This window comes from Streptomyces asiaticus (assembly GCF_018138715.1).
GTDB lineage: Bacteria > Actinomycetota > Actinomycetes > Streptomycetales > Streptomycetaceae > Streptomyces > Streptomyces asiaticus.
On record NZ_JAGSHX010000006.1, the window covers coordinates 8,779,482 to 8,798,065 of the forward strand.

At 73.1% G+C, this 18,584-nt stretch carries 5 protein-coding genes; 3 read left to right on the forward strand and 2 right to left on the reverse strand.

Going from position 1 to position 18,584, the window contains the following annotated elements; translation table 11 throughout:
• Positions 1 to 20: 20 nt before the first annotated feature.
• Positions 21 to 13,886: a type I polyketide synthase gene (locus KHP12_RS45290; protein WP_211834566.1), complete on the reverse strand. Its 13,866-nt coding sequence runs from the start codon at positions 13,884 to 13,886 to the stop codon at positions 21 to 23.
• A 257-nt stretch (positions 13,887 to 14,143) separates the two neighbouring features.
• Between KHP12_RS45290 and KHP12_RS45295 the strand changes: the two genes are divergently transcribed.
• Entirely contained in the window at positions 14,144 to 14,524 is a 381-nt protein-coding gene (locus KHP12_RS45295; RefSeq protein ID WP_086883383.1) for a YybH family protein, read from the forward strand.
• A 107-nt stretch (positions 14,525 to 14,631) separates the two neighbouring features.
• Positions 14,632 to 15,051, forward strand: a complete 420-nt coding sequence (locus tag KHP12_RS45300; RefSeq protein ID WP_086883382.1) for a YybH family protein — start codon at positions 14,632 to 14,634, stop codon at positions 15,049 to 15,051.
• Positions 15,052 to 15,339: 288 nt separating this feature from the next.
• Here KHP12_RS45300 and KHP12_RS45305 read toward each other — a convergent pair whose 3' ends face one another.
• A complete protein-coding gene (locus KHP12_RS45305; protein ID WP_086883381.1) occupies positions 15,340 to 15,879 on the reverse strand; it encodes a flavin reductase family protein in 540 nt (179 codons plus the stop codon).
• A 509-nt stretch (positions 15,880 to 16,388) separates the two neighbouring features.
• On the opposite strand from KHP12_RS45305, the gene KHP12_RS45310 reads away from it, so the two are divergent.
• Positions 16,389 to 18,566 (forward strand): ATP-binding protein, encoded by a 2,178-nt coding sequence (locus KHP12_RS45310; protein WP_308289533.1) that lies wholly within the window; start codon positions 16,389 to 16,391, stop codon positions 18,564 to 18,566.
• Positions 18,567 to 18,584: the final 18 nt, after the last annotated feature.

Genomic DNA, 18,584 nt, shown 5'->3' on the forward strand with positions numbered 1-18,584 from the left:
CATGGCCCGGTCCGGACCGCTCAGTCGAATTCGTCGACGAGGGCGAAGAGTTCCTCGTCGGTGGCGGATTCGAGATCGTCCGCGTCCTCGCCGCCCGCTCCGGTGCGGCCGCCCGCCGGCTCGGCGGCGTCGAGCAGTTCGCGCAGCTGGGCGGCGATCCGGTCGGCCGTCCCGGCGTCGTCCGACGCGGCCCGCCTGATCGCGGACCTGAGCCGGGAGAGCTCGGCGAGGACGGCTCCGGCTGGGCCGATGTCCCCGGCGGTGTCCTCGACGGCGAGCTGCCCGAGCAGGTACGCCGCGAGCGCGCCCACCGAGGGGTGGTCGAAGACCAGCGTGGTGGGCAGCCGCAACCCGGTGGCCGTGCCGAGCTGGTTGCGCAGCTCGACCGCGGTCAGCGAGTCGAAGCCCAGCTCCTGGAGCGGCCGGTCGGGGTCGACGGCCCCTGGGTCGGTGTGGCCGAGGACGGCCGCGACCCGTCCGCGGACGAGATCGGTGAGTGCGGGGCCGCGGTCGGCCGGGGACAGCGCGGCGAGCCGTTCGACGAGCCCGCCGCCGCTGTCCTGGCCGTCGTCCGCCGCCGCACGCCGGGGAACGGCGCGTACCAGGCCGCGCAGCAGCGGGGGAATTCCCCCGCCGGACGCCCGGAGCGCGGCGGTGTCCAGACGGGTGACCGCGAGCACCGGCTCGCCGGTGGCAGACGAAGCGTCGAAGAGCCCCATGGCGTCGGCCGTGGCCAGCGGCAGCAGCCCGGAACGGGCCAGACGGCGAAGGTCGGCCTCGGCCAGATGGCCGGTGAAGTCGCTGGTCTCCTCCCACAGTCCCCAGGCGAGGGAGAGGGCGGGCAGTCCTTGGGCGTGGCGGTGGGCGGCGAGGGCGTCGAGGAAGGTGTTGCCGGCGGCGTAGTTGGCCTGGCCGGCGGTGCCGAGGAGGCCGGAGACGGAGGAGAAGAGGACGAAGGCGGTGGGGTTGAGGTCGCGGGTGAGTTCGTGCAGGTGCCAGGCGGCGTCCACTTTGGGGCGCAGGACGGTGTCCAGCCGTTCCGGTGTGAGTCCCTCGATGGTGACGTCGTCCAGGACGCCCGCGGTGTGTATCACGGCGCCGAGTGGCCGGTCCGGGGAGAAGCGGGTCAGCAGCGTGGCCACCGCTGTGCGGTCGGTCATATCGCACGCGGCCACATCGACGTCCTCCGCGCCCAACCGGCGCAGTTCGGCGATGAGTTCGGCCGCTCCGGGTGCCTGCGGGCCGCGGCGGCTCACCAGCAGCAGCCGCCGTACACCGTGCGACACCACCAGATGCCGGGCCAGGAGGGTGGCGAGCGCACCGGTGCCACCGGTGATCAGCACCGTGCCCTGGTCCCACCGTGGTGTCGGCTGCGGCGCGGGCTCCGGTGCGGGGCGGGTACGAGCCAGCCGGGGTACGAGCAGGGTGTCGCCGCGCACCGCCAGCTGCGCCTCGCCACTGTGCACCGCGCGCACCAGGAGGTCGGTCTGCGCGGCGGGCCCGCCGGGCGTGGCGCTGAGGTCGATGAGCTGGACGCGCTCCGGGTTCTCGGTCCACGCGGAACGCAGCAGCCCCCACACCGGGGCATGGACCAGATCCGTCACCTCCTCCCCGGACCGGGTGGCGACGGCGCCCCAGGTCACCACCGTGAGCCGGGTGCCGGCGAGGCGTTCGTCGGCCAGCAGAGTCCGGACGTCCGCCAGCACACGGCGCAGGGCCGCCCGGACCGCGTCCGGGACATCACCGTCCGTCGTCGCCGTGTCCGCGTCCGGGCGGCAGGGCAGCAGCAGAACGGACGGCGGTTCGGCACCCTCGTCCAGCGCCTGGACGACGGCCCGCCCGTCGGCGTACGACCGCACCGCGTCCTCGGGCAGCCCGAGCACGCCGGTCCCCTCGGCGCGGAGGACGGCCCAGCCGACCGGTTCCACGGCGGTGGACGGCTCGGGCAGCGGTGTCCAGCCGACCTTCAGCAGACCGTCCCCCGAGGTGTCGGCGGCTGCCCGCAGCGCGTCGGCGGACAGCGGCCGCAGGGTGAGCGCCTCGACCGAGGCGACCGGCGCGCCGGTGGCGTCGGCCACGGTCAGCGCGACCGTCCGAGCGTCGGCTCCGGTGTCCGCTCCGGTGTCCGGACCGGTGAAGGCGAGACGGACGCGCAGCGCGGTGGCGCCGGTGGCCCGCACGTCGACACCGGACCAGGAGAACGGCAGCCATGAGGTGCCCCCGTCCCGGGCGACCCCGGGCAGCAGCGTGTGGAGCGCGGCGTCGAGCAGGGCCGGGTGGAGCGTGAAGCGCCCCGCCTCCGAGCGCGCCTCCTCGCCGAGCACGACCTCCGCGTACAGCTCGCGGTCCGCCGTCCACACCCGGCGCAGGTTCCGGAACGCCGGGCCGTAGTCGTAGCCCCGTTCGGCGAGCCGTTCGTAGGCGCCGGTGAGGTCGGTCTCGGTGGCGCCGGGCGGTGGCCATGCCGTCAGCCCGGCGACGGGGGCCGCGTCGGCCTCGGCCGCGCCGAACAGTCTGCCGTGGGCGTGCAGTGTCCACGTGCCGTCCGCGTCCTCGGTATCGGGCCGCGAGAAGATCTGTACGGCGCGCCCGCCCCGGTCGTCGGCGGCCCCGGCGACCAGTTGCAGCCGGACCCCGCCTCGTTCCGGCAGTACCAGGGGCGCGGCCAGCGTCAGTTCGTCCACACCGCCCGCGCCGAGCTGGTCACCGGCCCGGAGGGCCAGCTCCAGCAGCCCGGTGCCGGGCAGCAGTGCGGTGTCCGCGACCGTGTGATCGGTCAGCCAGGGGTGGGTGCGACGCGACAGCCGCCCGGTGAGGACGTGCTCATCGCGGTCGGCGAGGGTCACGGCGGCGGGGAGCAGCGGATGGTCGGCGGGGGACAGGCCGAATCCGGCGGCGTCACCGACGGTGGCCCGCTCCTGGAGCCAGTACCGCTGTCGCTGGAAGGCGTATCGGGGTAGTTCGACCGTACGGGCGCCGGGGAACACCGCGTCCCAGCGCACCGGCGCGCCCCGGGCCGCCAGCCGGGCGACGGCGGTGGCGAAGGAGCGGTCCTCGGGCCGGCCCCCGCGCAGCGCGGGGACCAGGGTGCCGGGGTCACCGGTCAGCGAGTCCTGGACGAGCGCGGTCAGCACTCCATCGGGGCCCAGCTCCAGCCACTCGGTGACGTCTCGGCCCTCCAGCAGCCGCACCCCGTCGAGGAAGCGGACGGCCTCGCGGATGTGCCGGGCCCAGTAGCCGGGTGAGGTCAGCTGCTCCTCGGTGGCCAGCTCACCGGTGACGTTGGACACCACCGGGATGCGTGGCGGACGGAAGGTGACCCCTTCGGCCACGGCCCGGAACTCGTCGAGCACCTCGTCCATATGGGGCGAGTGGAAGGCGTGGCTCACCGGCAGCCGCTTGATCCGCCTGCCTTCTCCCCGCCAGTGCGCGGCCACCTCGTCCACGGCCGACGTGTCACCCGAAATCACCGTGGAACGGGGGCCGTTGAGCGCCGCGATGGCGACGGCGTCGCCGTATCCGGCGAGCGTGGCGCGCACCTCGTCCTCCGACGCCTCCAGGGCGGCCATCGCACCGCCCTCGCGGACGGACTGCATCAGCCGTCCCCGCTCGGCGACCAGAACACACGCGTCGGGCAGGTCGAGCACCCCGGCGAGATGGGCGGCGGTGAGCTCGCCGATGGAGTGGCCGAGCAGGAAGTCCGGGGTGAGGCCATGGTGTTCGGCCAGCCGGAACAGCGCGGTCTCCAGCGCGAACAGCGCGGCCTGGGTGAACGCCGTCTGGTCCAGCAGCGCAGAGTCGGCGGCCCCCTCCGGGGCGAACAGCACGCTCTTCAACGGACGGTCGAGAACGGTGTCCAGATGAGCGCACACCTCGTCGAGGGCCGCCGCGAACACCGGTGACGACGCGTACAGCTCACGGCCCATGCCCAGACGCTGCGAACCCTGACCGGTCAGCAGAAACGCGGTCCGGCCGCGCTGCCGTCCCGGACCCGCGTGGACGACGGAGGGCGACGCCTCGCCCCGCGCCAGCGCCTGGAGCCCCGCCAGGAGTTCGTCCCGTCCGGCGGCCACAACGGCCGCCGCATGGTCGTGGCGGGCGCGGGTGGTGGCCAGGGAGAGCCCGATGTCCGCGGCCTCCAGCTCGGGGCGGGCGGCGACGAAGTCGGCCAGCCGGGCGGCCTGGGCGCGCAGCGCGGCCTCACCACGGCCCGAGACCAGCCACGGCACCGCGGACGGCGCGGGGTCCCGCGGCGGCTCGGGCCGCTCGGCGGCAGCGGGCGCGGCGTCCTCCGGGGCGGCCTCCTCCAGGATCACATGGGCGTTGGTGCCACTGATGCCGAAGGATGAGACGGCGGCGCGGCGGGGGTGGTCGGTGTGGGGCCAGGGGGTGTGTTCGGTGAGGAGTTGGATGGTGTTGGGTGTCCAGTCGACGTGGGGGGTGGGTTCGTTGATGTGGAGGGTTTTGGGGAGGGTGCCGTGGTGGATGGCTTGGATCATTTTGATGATGCCGCCGACGCCTGCGGCGGCTTGGGTGTGGCCGATGTTGGATTTGAGGGAGCCGAGGAGGAGGGGGTGTTGGCGGTTGTGGCCGTAGGTGGTGTGGAGGGCGTTGGCTTCGATGGGGTCGCCGAGTCGGGTGCCGGTGCCGTGGGCTTCGATGGCGTCGATGTCGTGGGGGTGGAGTCCGGCGGTGGTGAGTGCTTGGTGGATGACGCGTTCTTGGGCGGGGCCGTTGGGGGCGGTGAGGCCGTTGCTGGCGCCGTCTTGGTTGACGGCGCTGCCGCGGAGGAGGGCGAGGATGCGGTGTCCGTTGGTGCGGGCGTCGGAGAGTCGTTCGACGAGGAGGAGTCCGACGCCTTCGGACCAGCCGGTGCCGTCGGCGGCCGCCGAGAACGACTTGCACCGGCCGTCCGCCGCGAGCCCACGCTGCCGCGAGAACTCCACGAAGACACTGGGCCCCGCCATCACGGTGACGCCGCCCGCGAGTGCGAGATCGCATTCGCCGGAGCGCAGTGCGTTCGCCGCGAGGTGCAGGGCGACCAGGGATGAGGAGCACGCGGTGTCCACGGTGATGGCGGGGCCCTCGAACCCGTAGACGTACGAAAGACGGCCGGACACGACGCTGGAGAGGTTACCGGCGAGCAGAAAGCCCTCGTACTCCTCGGGACTGGCGGACAGCCGGGAGGCGTAGTCGTCGTACATGGCGCCGGTGAACACGCCCGTGCGGGAGCCGCGCAGGGTGTCCGGGTCCAGCCCGGCGCTTTCGAAGGTCTCCCACGCGGTCTCCAGCAGCAGCCGCTGCTGCGGGTCGATCGCGGTCGCCTCACGCGGCGCGATGCCGAAGAACTCCCGGTCGAACTGGTCGGCGTCGTGCAGGAATCCACCGTGCCGCACATACGAGGTGCCGGTCTTCTCGGGATCCGGGTCGTAGAGCGCGTCCAGGTCCCAGCCCCGGTTGACCGGGAATTCGCTGATCGCGTCCGTGCCGTCCATGACCAGCCGCCACAGGTCCTCCGGCGAGGCCACCCCGCCCGGATAGCGGCACGCCATCCCGACGATCGCGATCGGCTCGTCCGAGGGGACGGAGCGGGACGGGGCGATGGTCCGGGAAGGGGCGGGAACGGTGTCCGACATCTTGGAGAGCAGGTGCTCGGCCAGCGCCTGCGGCGACGGATGGTCGAAGACGGCCGTCGGCAGCAGCCGCAGCCCGGTGGTGGCGTTCAGCCGGTTCCGCAGCTCCACACCGGCGAGCGAATCGAACCCGATCTCCTTGAAGGCCCGCCGGGGGTCGAGCGTTGTGGTGTCGGCATGACCGAGTACAGCCGCCACCGTGTCGCGCACCAGCTCCTGCACCGCGTCCCGGCGCTGCTCATCGGGGAGTGCGGCGGTGCGCTGTGCCCAGACCGGCTCGCCCGGTGCGGCGGACCGCGCGGCGGCGCGGCGGGGGCGGGACCGGGTGCCGAGCCCGCGCAGCAGGGCTGGTGGCTCATCGGTGAGCGCCCGCAGGGCGGGCAGGTCCAGGGCGACGGGGACGCGCAGTGCCGGACCGCCCGCGAGGGCCGCGTCGAACAGGGCGAGCCCCTGGTCCGGGGTGAGCGCTCTGACACCCGCACGGCTCCAGCGGGCGAGGTCGGCCCCACCGAGCGAGCCGCCCATGCCATGGGTGCCGTCCCACAGTCCCCAGGCGAGGGAGAGGGCGGGCAGTCCTTGGGCGTGGCGGTGGGCGGCGAGGGCGTCGAGGAAGGTGTTGCCGGCGGCGTAGTTGGCCTGGCCGGCGGTGCCGAGGAGGCCGGAGACGGAGGAGAAGAGGACGAAGGCGGTGGGGTTGAGGTCGCGGGTGAGTTCGTGCAGGTGCCAGGCGGCGTCCACTTTGGGGCGCAGGACGGTGTCCAGCCGTTCCGGTGTGAGTCCCTCGATGGTGACGTCGTCCAGGACGCCCGCGGTGTGTATCACGGCGCCGAGTGGCCGGTCCGGGGAGAAGCGGGTCAGCAGCGTGGCCACCGCTGTGCGGTCGGTCATATCGCACGCGGCCACATCGACGTCCTCCGCGCCCAACCGGCGCAGTTCGGCGATGAGTTCGGCCGCTCCGGGTGCCTGCGGGCCGCGGCGGCTCACCAGCAGCAGCCGCCGTACACCGTGCGACACCACCAGATGCCGGGCGAACAGCGCACCGAGCCCGCCGGTGCCGCCGGTGATGAGTGCGGTGGTGTCCGGGGCCACGGCGACGGGCGCCGCGTCATCGACCCGGCCCGCCCGGACCAGCCTGGGCACCTTCAACCGGTCCGCCCTGACGGTGAGTTGCGGTTCGCCCGTGGCGAGGACGTTGGGCAGCAGCCGCTCGACCCCGGCATCGGAGGTGTGCGCGTCCAGGTCCACCAGCACCAGACGGCCGGGGTGCTCGGACTGCGCCGCGCGGACCAGTCCCCACACGGGGGCGGCGACGGGTGCGGCGAGGGCCTCGCCGTCGGCGGTCGCCACGGCACCCCGGGTGACGACCATCAGCCGTTTCCCGTCGTACCGTTCCTCGGCGAGGAACCGCCGCACCAGGTCCAGCACCGCCACCGCCGTCTCCCGGGCGGCCGCGGGCACATCCCGGCCGTCCGTGGGCAGGCCCCCACCGGGCGCGGGTGTACGGAGCCGGTCGACGTGGACGCACACCGCGTCCGCTCCGTCCGGGTCGGGCAGTTCACCCTCGACGGCCTCGGCGATCCGCACCGCGCCCGCGTCGGGCGCGGTGACGTCCGTCCACTCGACCCCGAACATGGCGTCGAGGTCATGGCCGCCACCGCCCGGGGCCGTCCGGTCCCGGGCGACCGGCCGGAGCGCGAGCGACTCGACCGACATCACGCGTCGGCCGGTCGGGTCCGCCACGGTGAGCGCGAACGTGTCGGCTCCGGTGGGGGAGATGCGCACCCGCACGGTAGCGGCACCGGTCGCGTGCAGCGTGGTGTCGCCCCAGGCGAACGGCAGTCTGATCGACTCGGCGGCGGTGTCCCCCGCCGCGTCGGCGGCATGCAGCACCAGCGGATGGAGGACCGCGTCGAGCAGTGCGGGGTGGATGCCGAAGCGAGCGGCGTCCGCCCGGTGCGCGTCCGGCAGGGACACCTCCGCGTACCGGACCTCGCCCGCGCGCCACAGGGCCGTGAGCCCCTGGAAGGCGGGGCCGTACGTGTATCCCAGCGTGGCGAGACGCTCGTAGACACCGTCCAGCGGCTCGGGCGTGGCATCCGCGGGCGGCCACTGCGACAGCGTCTCGTCCGGCCCGCCGTGGTCCGGGCCTGCCGCGTCGCCCAGGACACCCGAGGCGTGGCGGGTCCACGGCGGGGTGGCGTCGTCGGTGCCGTCGCGGCGGGCGTGGACGCTGAAGGCACGGGCCCCGGAGGCATCGCGGCCGTCCACCGTCACCTGTACCCGGACCGAACCCTGCGCGGGCAGTGCCAGCGGCGCCTCCAGCGTCAGCTCCTCCACCCGGTCGGCGCCGAGGCGGCCGCCCGCGGCCAGGGCCAGTTCGAGAAAGGCCGTGGCGGGCACCAGGACCGTGCCGTCGATGGCGTGATCGGCCAGCCATGGATGGCTGCCCGTGCCGAGGCGGCCGGTGAGGACCAATTCCTCGCGCCCGGCCAGTTCCACCGTGGTGGACAGCAGCGGATGATCCGCCGAGTCGAGGCCGAGTCCCCGGGCGTCGGCGGGTGGCGCGGGGGAGAGCCAGTAGTGCTCGCGCTGGAAGGCGTACGTCGGCAGGTCGATCCGGCGCGCACCGGGGAAGAACGAACCGGCGTCGAGCGGGGCGCCGTGCGCGTGCGCGGTGGCGAGGCCCGCGGCGAGGGTCTCGGGCTCGGAGCGGCCGGAGCGCAGCAGCGGGACGGCGGTGGCCTCACCGGTGAGGGCGGCACGGACCGGCGGGGTCAGCACGGCATCCGGGCCCACCTCCACGAAGACCCCGGCACCGTGCCGCTCGAGGGTGCGCACCGCGTCCAGGAAGCGGACCGTGGCGCGGATCTGGCCGGCCCAGTAGTCGGGTGACGCGAGGGTGGCGGCGTCGGCGAGTTCACCTGTGACGGTGGAGACGATGGGGATCGTGGGCGCGTGGAAGGCCAGGCCCCCGGCGATGTCGCGGAACGCGTCGAGGATGCCGTCCATATGCGGTGAGTGGAAGGCGTGCGAGACCGTCAGCCGGCGCGTCCTGCGGCCCCGCGACCGCCAGTCGGCCGCGATCCGCTCGGCCACGTCCTCGTCGCCTGAGACCACCACGGAGGTGGGTCCATTGACGGCGGCGATGCCGAGTCGGCCGGTGTGCTCGGCGAGGTCCGCGGCCAGCTCGGACTCCTTGGCCTCGATCGCGATCATGGCTCCGCCTGGCCGCGCCGCCTCCATCAGCCGCCCCCGGGCGGCGACCAGCGCGGCCGCGTCGTCGAGCGAGAACACCCCGGCCGCGTGGGCGGCGGCCAGCTCGCCGATCGAGTGCCCGGCGAGCAGGGCGGGGGTGAGCCCGTGGTGCGCCAGCAGCCGGAACAGCGCCACCTCGATCGCGAACAGCGCGGGCTGGGTGTACCCGGTCCGGTGCAGGGCGGCGGCCTCGACGCTGCCCTCGGCGGCGAACATCACATCGCGCAGGGGCCGTTCGAGGTGGGGGTCGAGCGCCGCGCAGACCTCGTCGAGGGCGGCGGCGAAGACGGGGGAGGCCGCATGGAGCTCCCGGCCCATACCGGCCCGCTGGGCACCCTGCCCGGTGAAGAGGAACGCGGTCCGGACCGCCCCGGTGGCGCTTCCGGTCACCAGCCCGGGAGCTTCGGCGCCCCGGGCCAGCGCCTCGAGGGCCGTACGGTAGCCCTCGGCCGTGTTGCCGAGAACGACCGCCCGCTGGTCGAGTGCGGTCCGTGTGGTGGCCAGGGAGAGCCCGATGTCGGCTGCCGCCGGTGCCGGATCGGCGAGGGCGAAGTCGAGCAGCCGGGCGGCCTGGGCGCGCAGGGCCGTCTCGTCGTGGGCTGTGATCACCCAGGGGGCGGGAACGGCGGAGGCGGCCGGCCCGCCGGCGGGGGCGGCGGGCACCTCCGCCGGGTCGTGTTCGAGGATCACATGGGCGTTGGTGCCGCTGATGCCGAACGCGGAGACGGCGGCGCGCCGGGGGCGGCCGGCCTCCGGCCAGTCGGTCGGCTCGGTGAGGAGTTCCACAGCCCCGGCCGACCAGTCCACCCGTGGTGTCGGCTCGTCCACGTGCAGGGTCTTGGGCAGTACACCGTGCCGCATCGCCTGCACCATCTTGATCACACCGCCGACCCCGGCCGCCGCCTGGGCGTGCCCGATGTTCGACTTCAGCGAGCCGAGGAACAGCGGCCGCTCACGCCCCTTCCCGTAGGCGGCGATGAGGGCCTCGGCCTCGATGGGGTCGCCGAGCCGGGTTCCGGTGCCGTGGGCTTCCACCGCGTCCACTTCGGTGGCGTGGAGCCCGGCGTCGGCCAGTGCCTGGCGGATCACCCGTTCCTGGGAGGGGCCGTTCGGCGCGGTGAGGCCGTTGCTCGCACCGTCCTGGTTCACCGCGCTGCCCCGGATCACGGCCAGCACCCGATGGCCCTTGGCACGGGCGTCCGAGAGCCGCTCGACCACGAGCAGCCCGACCCCCTCGGCCCACGAGGTGCCGTCGGCGGCGGCCGCGAAGGACTTCGAGCGCCCGTCGGCGGCGAGTCCGCGCTGCCGGGAGAACTCCACGAACATCCCCGGCGCCGACATCACCGTGGCGCCGCCCGCGAGGGCGAGCGTGGTCTCCCCGGAGCGCAGCGAACGCACCGCCAGGTGCAGCGCCGTCAGCGACGAGGAGCACGCGGTGTCCACGGTCACGGCCGGGCCGATCAGTCCCAGGTGATAGGCGATCCGGCCGGACATCACGCTCGGCGTGGTGCCGGTCAGCACATGGCCCTCGACGCTGTCGGGTGCCTCGTGCATCCGCGGCCCGTAGTCGAGCGTGGTGGCGCCCACGAAGACGCCCGTACGGCTGCCCGCCAGTGTGGCGGCGTTCAGCCCGGCCTGCTCCAGGGCCTCCCACGCGGTCTCCAGCAGCAGCCGCTGTTGCGGATCCATCGCCAGCGCCTCGCGCGGTGAGATCCCGAAGAAGGCGGCGTCGAACCGGGCGGCGTCGTGGAGGAAGCCGCCCTCGCGCACGGAGCTCTTGCCGCCGCGCGACGGGTCCCGGTCGAAGAGGTCCTCGTCCCAGCCCCGGTCGGTGGGGAACCCCGAGATGGCGTCGCCGCCGTCGGCGACGAGCCGCCACAGGTCCTCGGGCGAGGCGACTCCGCCGGGGTAGCGGCAGGCCATCCCGACGATGGCGATGGGCTCGGCGGAGACATCGGCACCGGGCCGTCTCTGCTCGGCCACGTCGTCCGGGACCGGGTCATCGGCCAGCAGGGTGCGCAGATGGTCGATGAGCGCGGCGGGCGTCGGCCGGTCGAACAGCAGTCCGCTGGGCAGTCGCAGCCCGGTGGCCGCGGACAGCGCGTCGCGCAGCTCCACCGACATCAGCGAGTCGAAGCCCAGGTCCTTGAAAGAGGTGTGGATCCCGACGCGCCGCTCATCGGTCAGTTCCAGTACGGCGGCGATCCGGGCGGTGACGAGCCCTTCGAGGTCCGCCACGGTCTCCGCCCGGACGGCGGGGACGGGGGGCGCCACGGGGGCCGGGGGAGCGGCGGGGAGCGCCGCGGCCCGGGCCGCGCCGCCGATCCAGTACGGCTCGCGCTGGAAGGCGTACGTGGGCAGGCCGACCCGGCGGGCGCCGCTGCCCGCGTAGACCGCCCCCCAGTCCACCCGCCCGCCCCGGACGAACACCGTGGCCAGGGCGGTGAGCAGGGTCCGGGCCTCGGGACGTCCGGACCGCAGCGCCGCGACCGACGCCACGGTCTCCGCGTCGGAGGCACATTCGGCCGCCATCGCCGAGCAGACGCCGTCCGGGCCGAGTTCGAGGAAGGTGGTGGCGCCGGCGTCCTCCAGGGCGCGTACCGCGTCGAGGAACCTCACCGGGCGGCGCACCTGCTCCACCCAGTACTCCGGCGACGACCACTGTCCGGGCCCGACCGGCTCACCGGTGACGGTGGACACGGCCGCCAGCCGCGGTTCGTGGAAGGTCAGGCCCTCGACGACGCGGCGGAACGTGTCCAGCATCGGGTCCATCAGGTGGGAGTGGAAGGCGTGCGAGACCGTCAGCCGGCGGGCCTTGACACCCCGTTCCACCAGCTGTGCGACGATTCGGTCGACGGCGTCCCCGGTGCCCGAGACCACCGTGGACCGCGGGCCGTTGACGGCGGCGACCTCGGCCTCCGGCTCATCGGCGAGCAGCGCCCGCAGCTCGTCCTCCTCGACCCGCACGGCGGCCATCGCACCCCCGGCCGGGAGCCGTCCCATCAGCCTGCCCCGCGCGGCCACCAGCGTGGCGGCGTCCGCCAGCGAGAGCACCCCGGCGGCGTGCGCCGCGGCGATCTCGCCGATGGAGTGGCCCGCGACGTACTCGGGCACCAGGCCCCACGAGGTGACGAGGCGGTACAGCGCCACCTCGACCGCGAAGATCGCCGGCTGGGTGAGATGGGTTTCGTCCAGGCCGTCGCCGGAGGCGATGAGCTCGCTCAGCGGGCGGTCCAGCAGCGGGTCGAGATGGGCGCACACCTCGTCGAGGGCGTCGGCGAACACCGGGAAGGACCGGCGCAGTTCGAGACCCATGCCGACGCGCTGCGCGCCCTGACCGGTGAACAGCAGCGCCGGGCCGCCCGGCGACTCCGCGCCGGTGGGCGCGCCGCCGATCACGACGCCCGGGGAGGAGGCGGCTCGGGCCACGGACGCGAGCCCCTCCAGCAGCGCCGCGCGGCTTTCGCCGAGGACGACGGCGCGGTGGCCGAAGAGGGTGCGATGTGCCGCGAGGGAGAGGCCGATGTCCGCCGGGTCGAGGGTGTCGTCGGCCGCGACGGCCTCGACCAGCCGCTCGGCCTGGGCGCGCAGGGCGTCCGCGGTGCGGCCGGAGACCACCCAGGGGATGACGGCGGGCCCGGCCGGTGCCCGGTCCCGCTCGGGCGCGGGTACGGGGCTCTCGGCGAGCACGACATGCGCGTTGGTGCCGCCCATGCCGAAGGAGGACACCCCAGCCAGCAGCGGGCGGTCGGGCGCGGGCCAGCCGGTCAGCTCGCGCTGCACCTCCAGCCCGAGCCCGGCGAGGTCGATCGCCGGGTTGGGGCTTCGGAAGTTGAGGCTCGGGGGGAGTGCGCGATGGCTGAGCGCCAGCAGGGTCTTGAGCAGGCCCACGATGCCCGCGGCGCCTTCGAGATGGCCGACGTTGGTCTTCGCCGAGCCGACCCGCAGCGGCCCGCCCCCGGCCCGCCCCGCGCCGAGCACCGTGCCGAGGGCCGCGGCCTCGATCGGGTCGCCGACGGGTGTGCCGGTGCCGTGCAGCTCCACGTACTGCACCGCCCCGGGGTCCACTCCCGCCCTCTCGTACGCCTCGCGGAGCACCTGCTCCTGGGAGTCGCGGCCGGGGACGGTGAGGCCCGGCGTCGCCCCGTCATTGTTGACCGCGCTGCCCACGATGACCCCGTACACGCGGTCGCCGTCGCGGACCGCGCGGGAGAGCGGCTTGAGGATGACGGCTCCGCCGCCCTCGCCCCGTACGAATCCATTGGCGCGGGCGTCGAAGGTGTAGGAGGTGCCGTCCGGGGACAGCCCGCCGAACCGCTCCTCGGTGACCGCACCCTCGGCGAGGATGTTGAGGTTGACCCCCGCCACGATGGCCGCCTCCGACTCACCACCGCGCAGCGACTCGCAGGCCAGGTGGACGGCGACCAGCGACGACGACTGGGCCGAGTCGACGGTCAGGCTGGGGCCCCGCAGTCCCAGGTGATAGGAGACGCGGTTGGCGATGACGCCCCGGTTGACACCGGCCATGGTGTGCTGGGTGATCGCCTCCACCCCGTGCTGGTAGAGCAGGGCCGCGTAGTCGTCGCGCAGGGTGCCGACGAAGACGGCGGTGCGGCTGTCGCGCAGCGCGGCCGGGACGATGCCCGCGTCCTCGAGCGCCTCCCAGGCCAGCTCCAGCACCAGCCGCTGCTGCGGGTCCATGGTGGCGGCCTCGCGCGGTGAGATGCCGAAGAAGGCGGCGTCGAAGGTGTCCACCCGGTGCAGGAAGCCGCCCCGGCGCATCCCCGGCACGGTGTCCTCGGGCGCGGCGGCACCGGTCGCGGACTCCCAGCGTCCCTCGGGCACCTCGGTGATGGCGTCCGTTCCGCTGCGGAGCAGATCCCAGAAGGCCCCCGGGCTCGGGGCTCCCGGAAGGCGACACGACAGGCCGATGACCGCGATGGCCCCATCGGGTGCGTCATGTGCCACGGGGTGCTCAAAGGGGTGCTGATTCGTCATCGCGCTCGACTGCCCTTTCCGGCCGATATAACCGACAACCAAAAGCATTGAGGCTTAAAGAAAACTGCTCCGGAAGCGTAAGAAAGGACGTTCTCCCGTATCTCAGCGCCCGGCCTCGACCAGGTAATGAGCGAGACTGAAGAGGGCCGAGAGCGAGGCATTACCCGGTGATGGCTGGGCCCTGAACTCGGCGGCATATCCTCCGGAACACCGCACACACCAATCGAGCCTCAGGGAAAGGCAGGTCGATTCGCGCCATGTCGCAGTCCACCGATATCGTGGAAAAGCACACTTCTCTTTACGTCGAGGCTTTCAACTCCGGGGACTTCGAAGCCGTCGACGGTTTCTACACCGAGGAGGCCGTCGTCGTCTGGGAGCCGGGCAAACCGCTGACCGGCCAGGCCCGCAGGGACTACCAGCGGGAATTCCTCGCACGGGGCGCCAAGATGACCGCCACTCCCCGCCAGACCTTCGTGACCGGCGACACCGCCCTCGCGATCGTCGACTGGGTGATTGACACCGTCGACGACGAGGGTCGGCCGGAGCGCCTCTCGGGCATCGGCGTCGATGTGCTCCGGCTGTGCGAGGACGGCGTGTGGCGGTACGCCGTCGACGACCCGTACGGCCAGGCCGCCTGAGACTTCTGGGCCGAGTTCCCCTCCGATCCGGCGCCGAAGCCGCTGCCACGGCCCGGCCGGTACCCCACACCCATCCAGCCCATCACAGAGAGGCGGGCCGGTTCATCATGGCCTTCACCGTCGCGTTCGATCCCGAGAACCCCGATCTGACCAGTGACACCGAAACGCAGAACGAGATTTTCATCCAGGTCTTCAACTCCGCTGACGGGGAGCTGTTCAACCGTCTGTACCTGGAGGACTCCATTTCGAACTTCTCCGGTGAGCCCCTCACCGGAGCGGCGCGGCTGAAGTTCTTCAAGGAATTCCTGGCCAACAAGCCCAGTCTGAAGGCGAAGGTCACCCATTCGTATGTCGCGGGTGATGTGGCGCTGATCGGTGTCGAGTACAGCATCGAGACCACCGACCCGGACGGGGAGCCGGTGTTGCTCGAGGGCAACTGCACCGATGTGCTGCGCCGGCTCGAGGACGGCCGCTGGCTGATGGCCATCGACCGGCCGGTGGCCTCCACGGGCCTGGTCGCCGAATAGCCGGCGCGGGGCCGCTCCCACGTGACCTGGAAGCGGTCCCGCGCCATATGAGGAACACAAGGAACAAGAGAAACCCCCTTGGGAGACCAAGGGGGTTTCTCTTGTGCGCCGAGACGGCCGACAGGGAGGGGCGCGCGGGAACGGGCGGTTCATGACCGGGAATCGGCCGGTATCCGGCACGCCGTTCCCCTGTCGCCGCTCGCCGCCCGCCGCGGTGGGCCGCCGCTGGGGCCTGCCGTCAAAGGGGGGCGCCCTGCTCCCGGCGCCCGCACCCTTTGACGGCAGACCCTAGGCGGCCGCGCGGCCGAACCGGCCGTTGACGAACAGCAGGCCATGGCCCTCGACGTCGCGGGCGGCCTCCAGAACCGTACCGATGAAAATCGTGTGATCGCCGAAGGAGTGCGCGGCGGTCAGCTCGCACTCCATCCAGGCCAGCGAGCCCGCCAGCAGTGGGGCCCCGGTGTGCTCGCCCGGCCGCCACGCGACTCCGTCGAACTGCGCGGCGCCCAGGGTCCGGTTCTTGTCGGCGAAGTGCCGGGCCACATCCTCCTGTTCGGCGCCGAGAATGTTGACCGCGAATCGGCCGGCGGAGGTGAGCGCCTGGTGCATCACCGCACCGTGTCCCACACTGCACAGCACCGACGGCGGATCGAGCGACACGGAGCTGAAGGCGTTGGCCGTCATGGCGTGCAGATGTTCCCGGCCCACCGTGATCACGGTGACCCCGGTCGCGAAGCGGGACATCACTTCCCGCAGTCGGCCGGGGCCCACCGGTTGCGGCCTGGAGTGCGAAGCTGTGGGGTCGAGTTCAGCGGACGCGGAATTCATGCCACCCTCTCCGAATTTATTGGGGCAATCCCGGCCTATTCTGGTGCGGGACAAGGGGCCGGATTCCTCAACGTACCGGTGGATTCCCGGCGGGACTCCACGGTCGGGTAACGCCGCTCCCTCCCGGCCGCACGGTGGGTATATGACTGCACGATGACCGAGATTTGACCCGCCGGGCGCACTCTGGGCGCATGGGCGAGATGGGCGAGTCGGCCGCCCGTCCGGAGTCGGCCGGGCATCTAGGGCAAAAGGCTCGTACGTGGCCGGTCTGTTGACCGGGGCGACTCTCCCCTGCTCGGCCGTTGCCTTCGGCGCATTCCCGTCGGCCTGTGCCAACGGTCTTGGACACTGGAGTTCTCATATTTATAGCGTGCGGGTATAGAGCGTGGGGATGCATGATATTTCGCCTTTTAGGCCCATTGGAGGCCGAAGTCGCTCGTGGCCCGATCGACCTCGGCGGCACTCGGCAACGGGCCGCCCTCGCGTTCCTTCTGCTTCATGCGAACCGTGTGGTACCCACCAGCCGATTGGTCGAGGCGTTGTGGCCGACCGACCAACCCCCCACCACGGCGCGCAAGATCCTCCAGAACGCGGTCTGGCGACTGCGTCGCGCACTGGCCCACTTGCCGGATTCCGGAGGCACTCCGGAACTGGTGACCCGGGCTCCCGGCTACATGGTGCGGGTCCGTGGCGAACAGGTCGATCTGCTTGTCTTCCAGCAGCAAGTGGACCGGGGGCGGGCAGCGCTGGCGGTCGGAGATCCGTTCACCGCCGGCCGGGTGCTGAGCGAAGCCCTGTCGCTGTGGCGCGGTCCGGTCCTCGCGGATCTGGTGGAGGACGGTATGGCGTGGCCCGAACTCACCGCCATCCAGGAAAGAAGGCTCGACGTCATGGAGGACCGCTTCGAGGCCGAACTCGCCAGCGGTGGACACCATGCGATCCTTCGGGAACTGGAAGCGTTCGTCCAGGACGAGCCGCTGCGGGAGCGGGCCGCCCAACAGCTGATGCTCGCCCTCTATCGATGCGGCCGGCAGGCCGACGCGCTCGGCGTCTACCGCCGGGTCCGGACCGCCCTCGTCGACGGGCTCGGACTGGAGCCGGGCCGCGAGATGCAACTGCTCCGGCAGTCGATCCTCACCCATGATCCGGCGCTGGACCTGCTCGCCGAGGTGACCGCCCAGCGGGAAACGGCCACCGTGACCGGCGGTTCCGGCACCATGGTCATCGGAGGTGAGGATCCGCCGACGGCGACCTGGGAGCGGGCGGCCGCGGCCCCGCCCGACGTGCCGGAGCTCACCCTCGCCGTGGCGGCCGAGGACTCACCGGCCGGCCGGCGGCCGGCCAGTGTCCTGCTGCTGCGCTTCTCGCTCGGAGCGGAGTTCGTCGAGACGCTGCCCGCTGACGACGTCGACCGGGTGCTGGAGGCGGTGTCCACGATGGCCTGCGAGACGGTCGAGCGATACGGCGGCCTGGCCACGACCTCCATCGGCTCCGTCCAGCTGAGCCTCTTCGATCCGCGCCCGGGCGAGCCCGACAGCGCGGAGCGCGCGGTGCTCGCGGCCACCGCCGTACGCGACCGCCTCAGCGCTCCGGCGGACCCGCTCGCCGCGTCCGCGCCGGTGGCCGCCGGTCTCGCCGTGCATGCCGCCGTCACCACGGGAGAAGCCGTCATCTGCCGCTGGCCCGTCAGCGGGACCGTCCGGCCGTGGGTCGGCGGCGATGTGGTCGACACCTGCCGGACCTTGCTGGACCGGACGCCGCTGGGCGAGGTGCACGTATGCGATGAGACCCGGCGGCTGACCGCGCGGGGCCACACCTATCAGCGGGTCTCCGCCTCTCCCTCGGCCTGGCGGGAGGGCACGGTCGGCGGGGGCGCGGAGAACCCCAGGGGCTGGAGCGCGGACGCGATGGCGATCCCCGACGGGGAGGCGGAGAACCCCGGGGGCTGGAACGCCGACGCGATCGGGACCTCCGACGGCGAGTGTGAACTGCACCTGATGCACGGCGTGTGGCGCCGCACCCGGCAGCGCTCCATCCCACATGTGATCACGGTTCTGGGTGAGCACCTGCTCGGCAAGACCCGGCTGCTGCGGGAATTCCGGCGCGGGCTCGCCACCGAGTCGACGGACGTACGCGTCCTGAGCTGTGACCTTCCGCCGGATCCGGGCGGGGCCGACGCACGGTCCATGGCGGCCGGTGTCTTCGCCGCCTACTGCGGTATCACCGGCCAGGACACCGCCGATGCGGCGTTCGCCAAGGCCCGCGCGACCATCATGCGGGTCGCGGAGAGCGAGGAGGTCGCCGAGACGATGCTGTCGCTGCTTCGGCCCCTGATCGCCGCCGAACCGCCGCTCCACGGAGGGCCGGGCCTCCGCGCCGCCCTCTCCGCCTGGCGGAGCTTCCTCGGCCGGGCCGCGCTCGAACAGCCCCTGGTGCTCATCTGGGACGATGTGCACCGGGCTGATGACCTCCTGCTGGAGACGGTCGAGCACCTCATCGAAGGCTGCCACGGAGTGCCCCTGTTGAACGTCGTCGGCGCCCACACCGCGCTGCTCGAACGCCGCCCCGACTGGGCGGGCGGCAGGTCGCACGCCATGACCATCAGCCTCACCCAGGCCGCCGCAGACCCCCTGGAAGAGCTGCTGAGGTCCCTCCTGGCGCCCGGCGGAAACGCGGACGTCGTCTAGCCCAACCCAGACGTCCCC

Bases quoted from the DNA above. Each gene is read 5' to 3' on its own strand.
- KHP12_RS45290 (WP_211834566.1), bottom strand. From the start codon at position 13,886: ATGACGAATCAGCACCCCTTTGAGCACCCCGTGGCACATGACGCACCC.
- KHP12_RS45295 (WP_086883383.1), top strand. From the start codon at position 14,144: ATGTCGCAGTCCACCGATATCGTGGAAAAGCACACTTCTCTTTACGTC.
- KHP12_RS45300 (WP_086883382.1), top strand. From the start codon at position 14,632: ATGGCCTTCACCGTCGCGTTCGATCCCGAGAACCCCGATCTGACCAGT.
- KHP12_RS45305 (WP_086883381.1), bottom strand. From the start codon at position 15,879: ATGAATTCCGCGTCCGCTGAACTCGACCCCACAGCTTCGCACTCCAGG.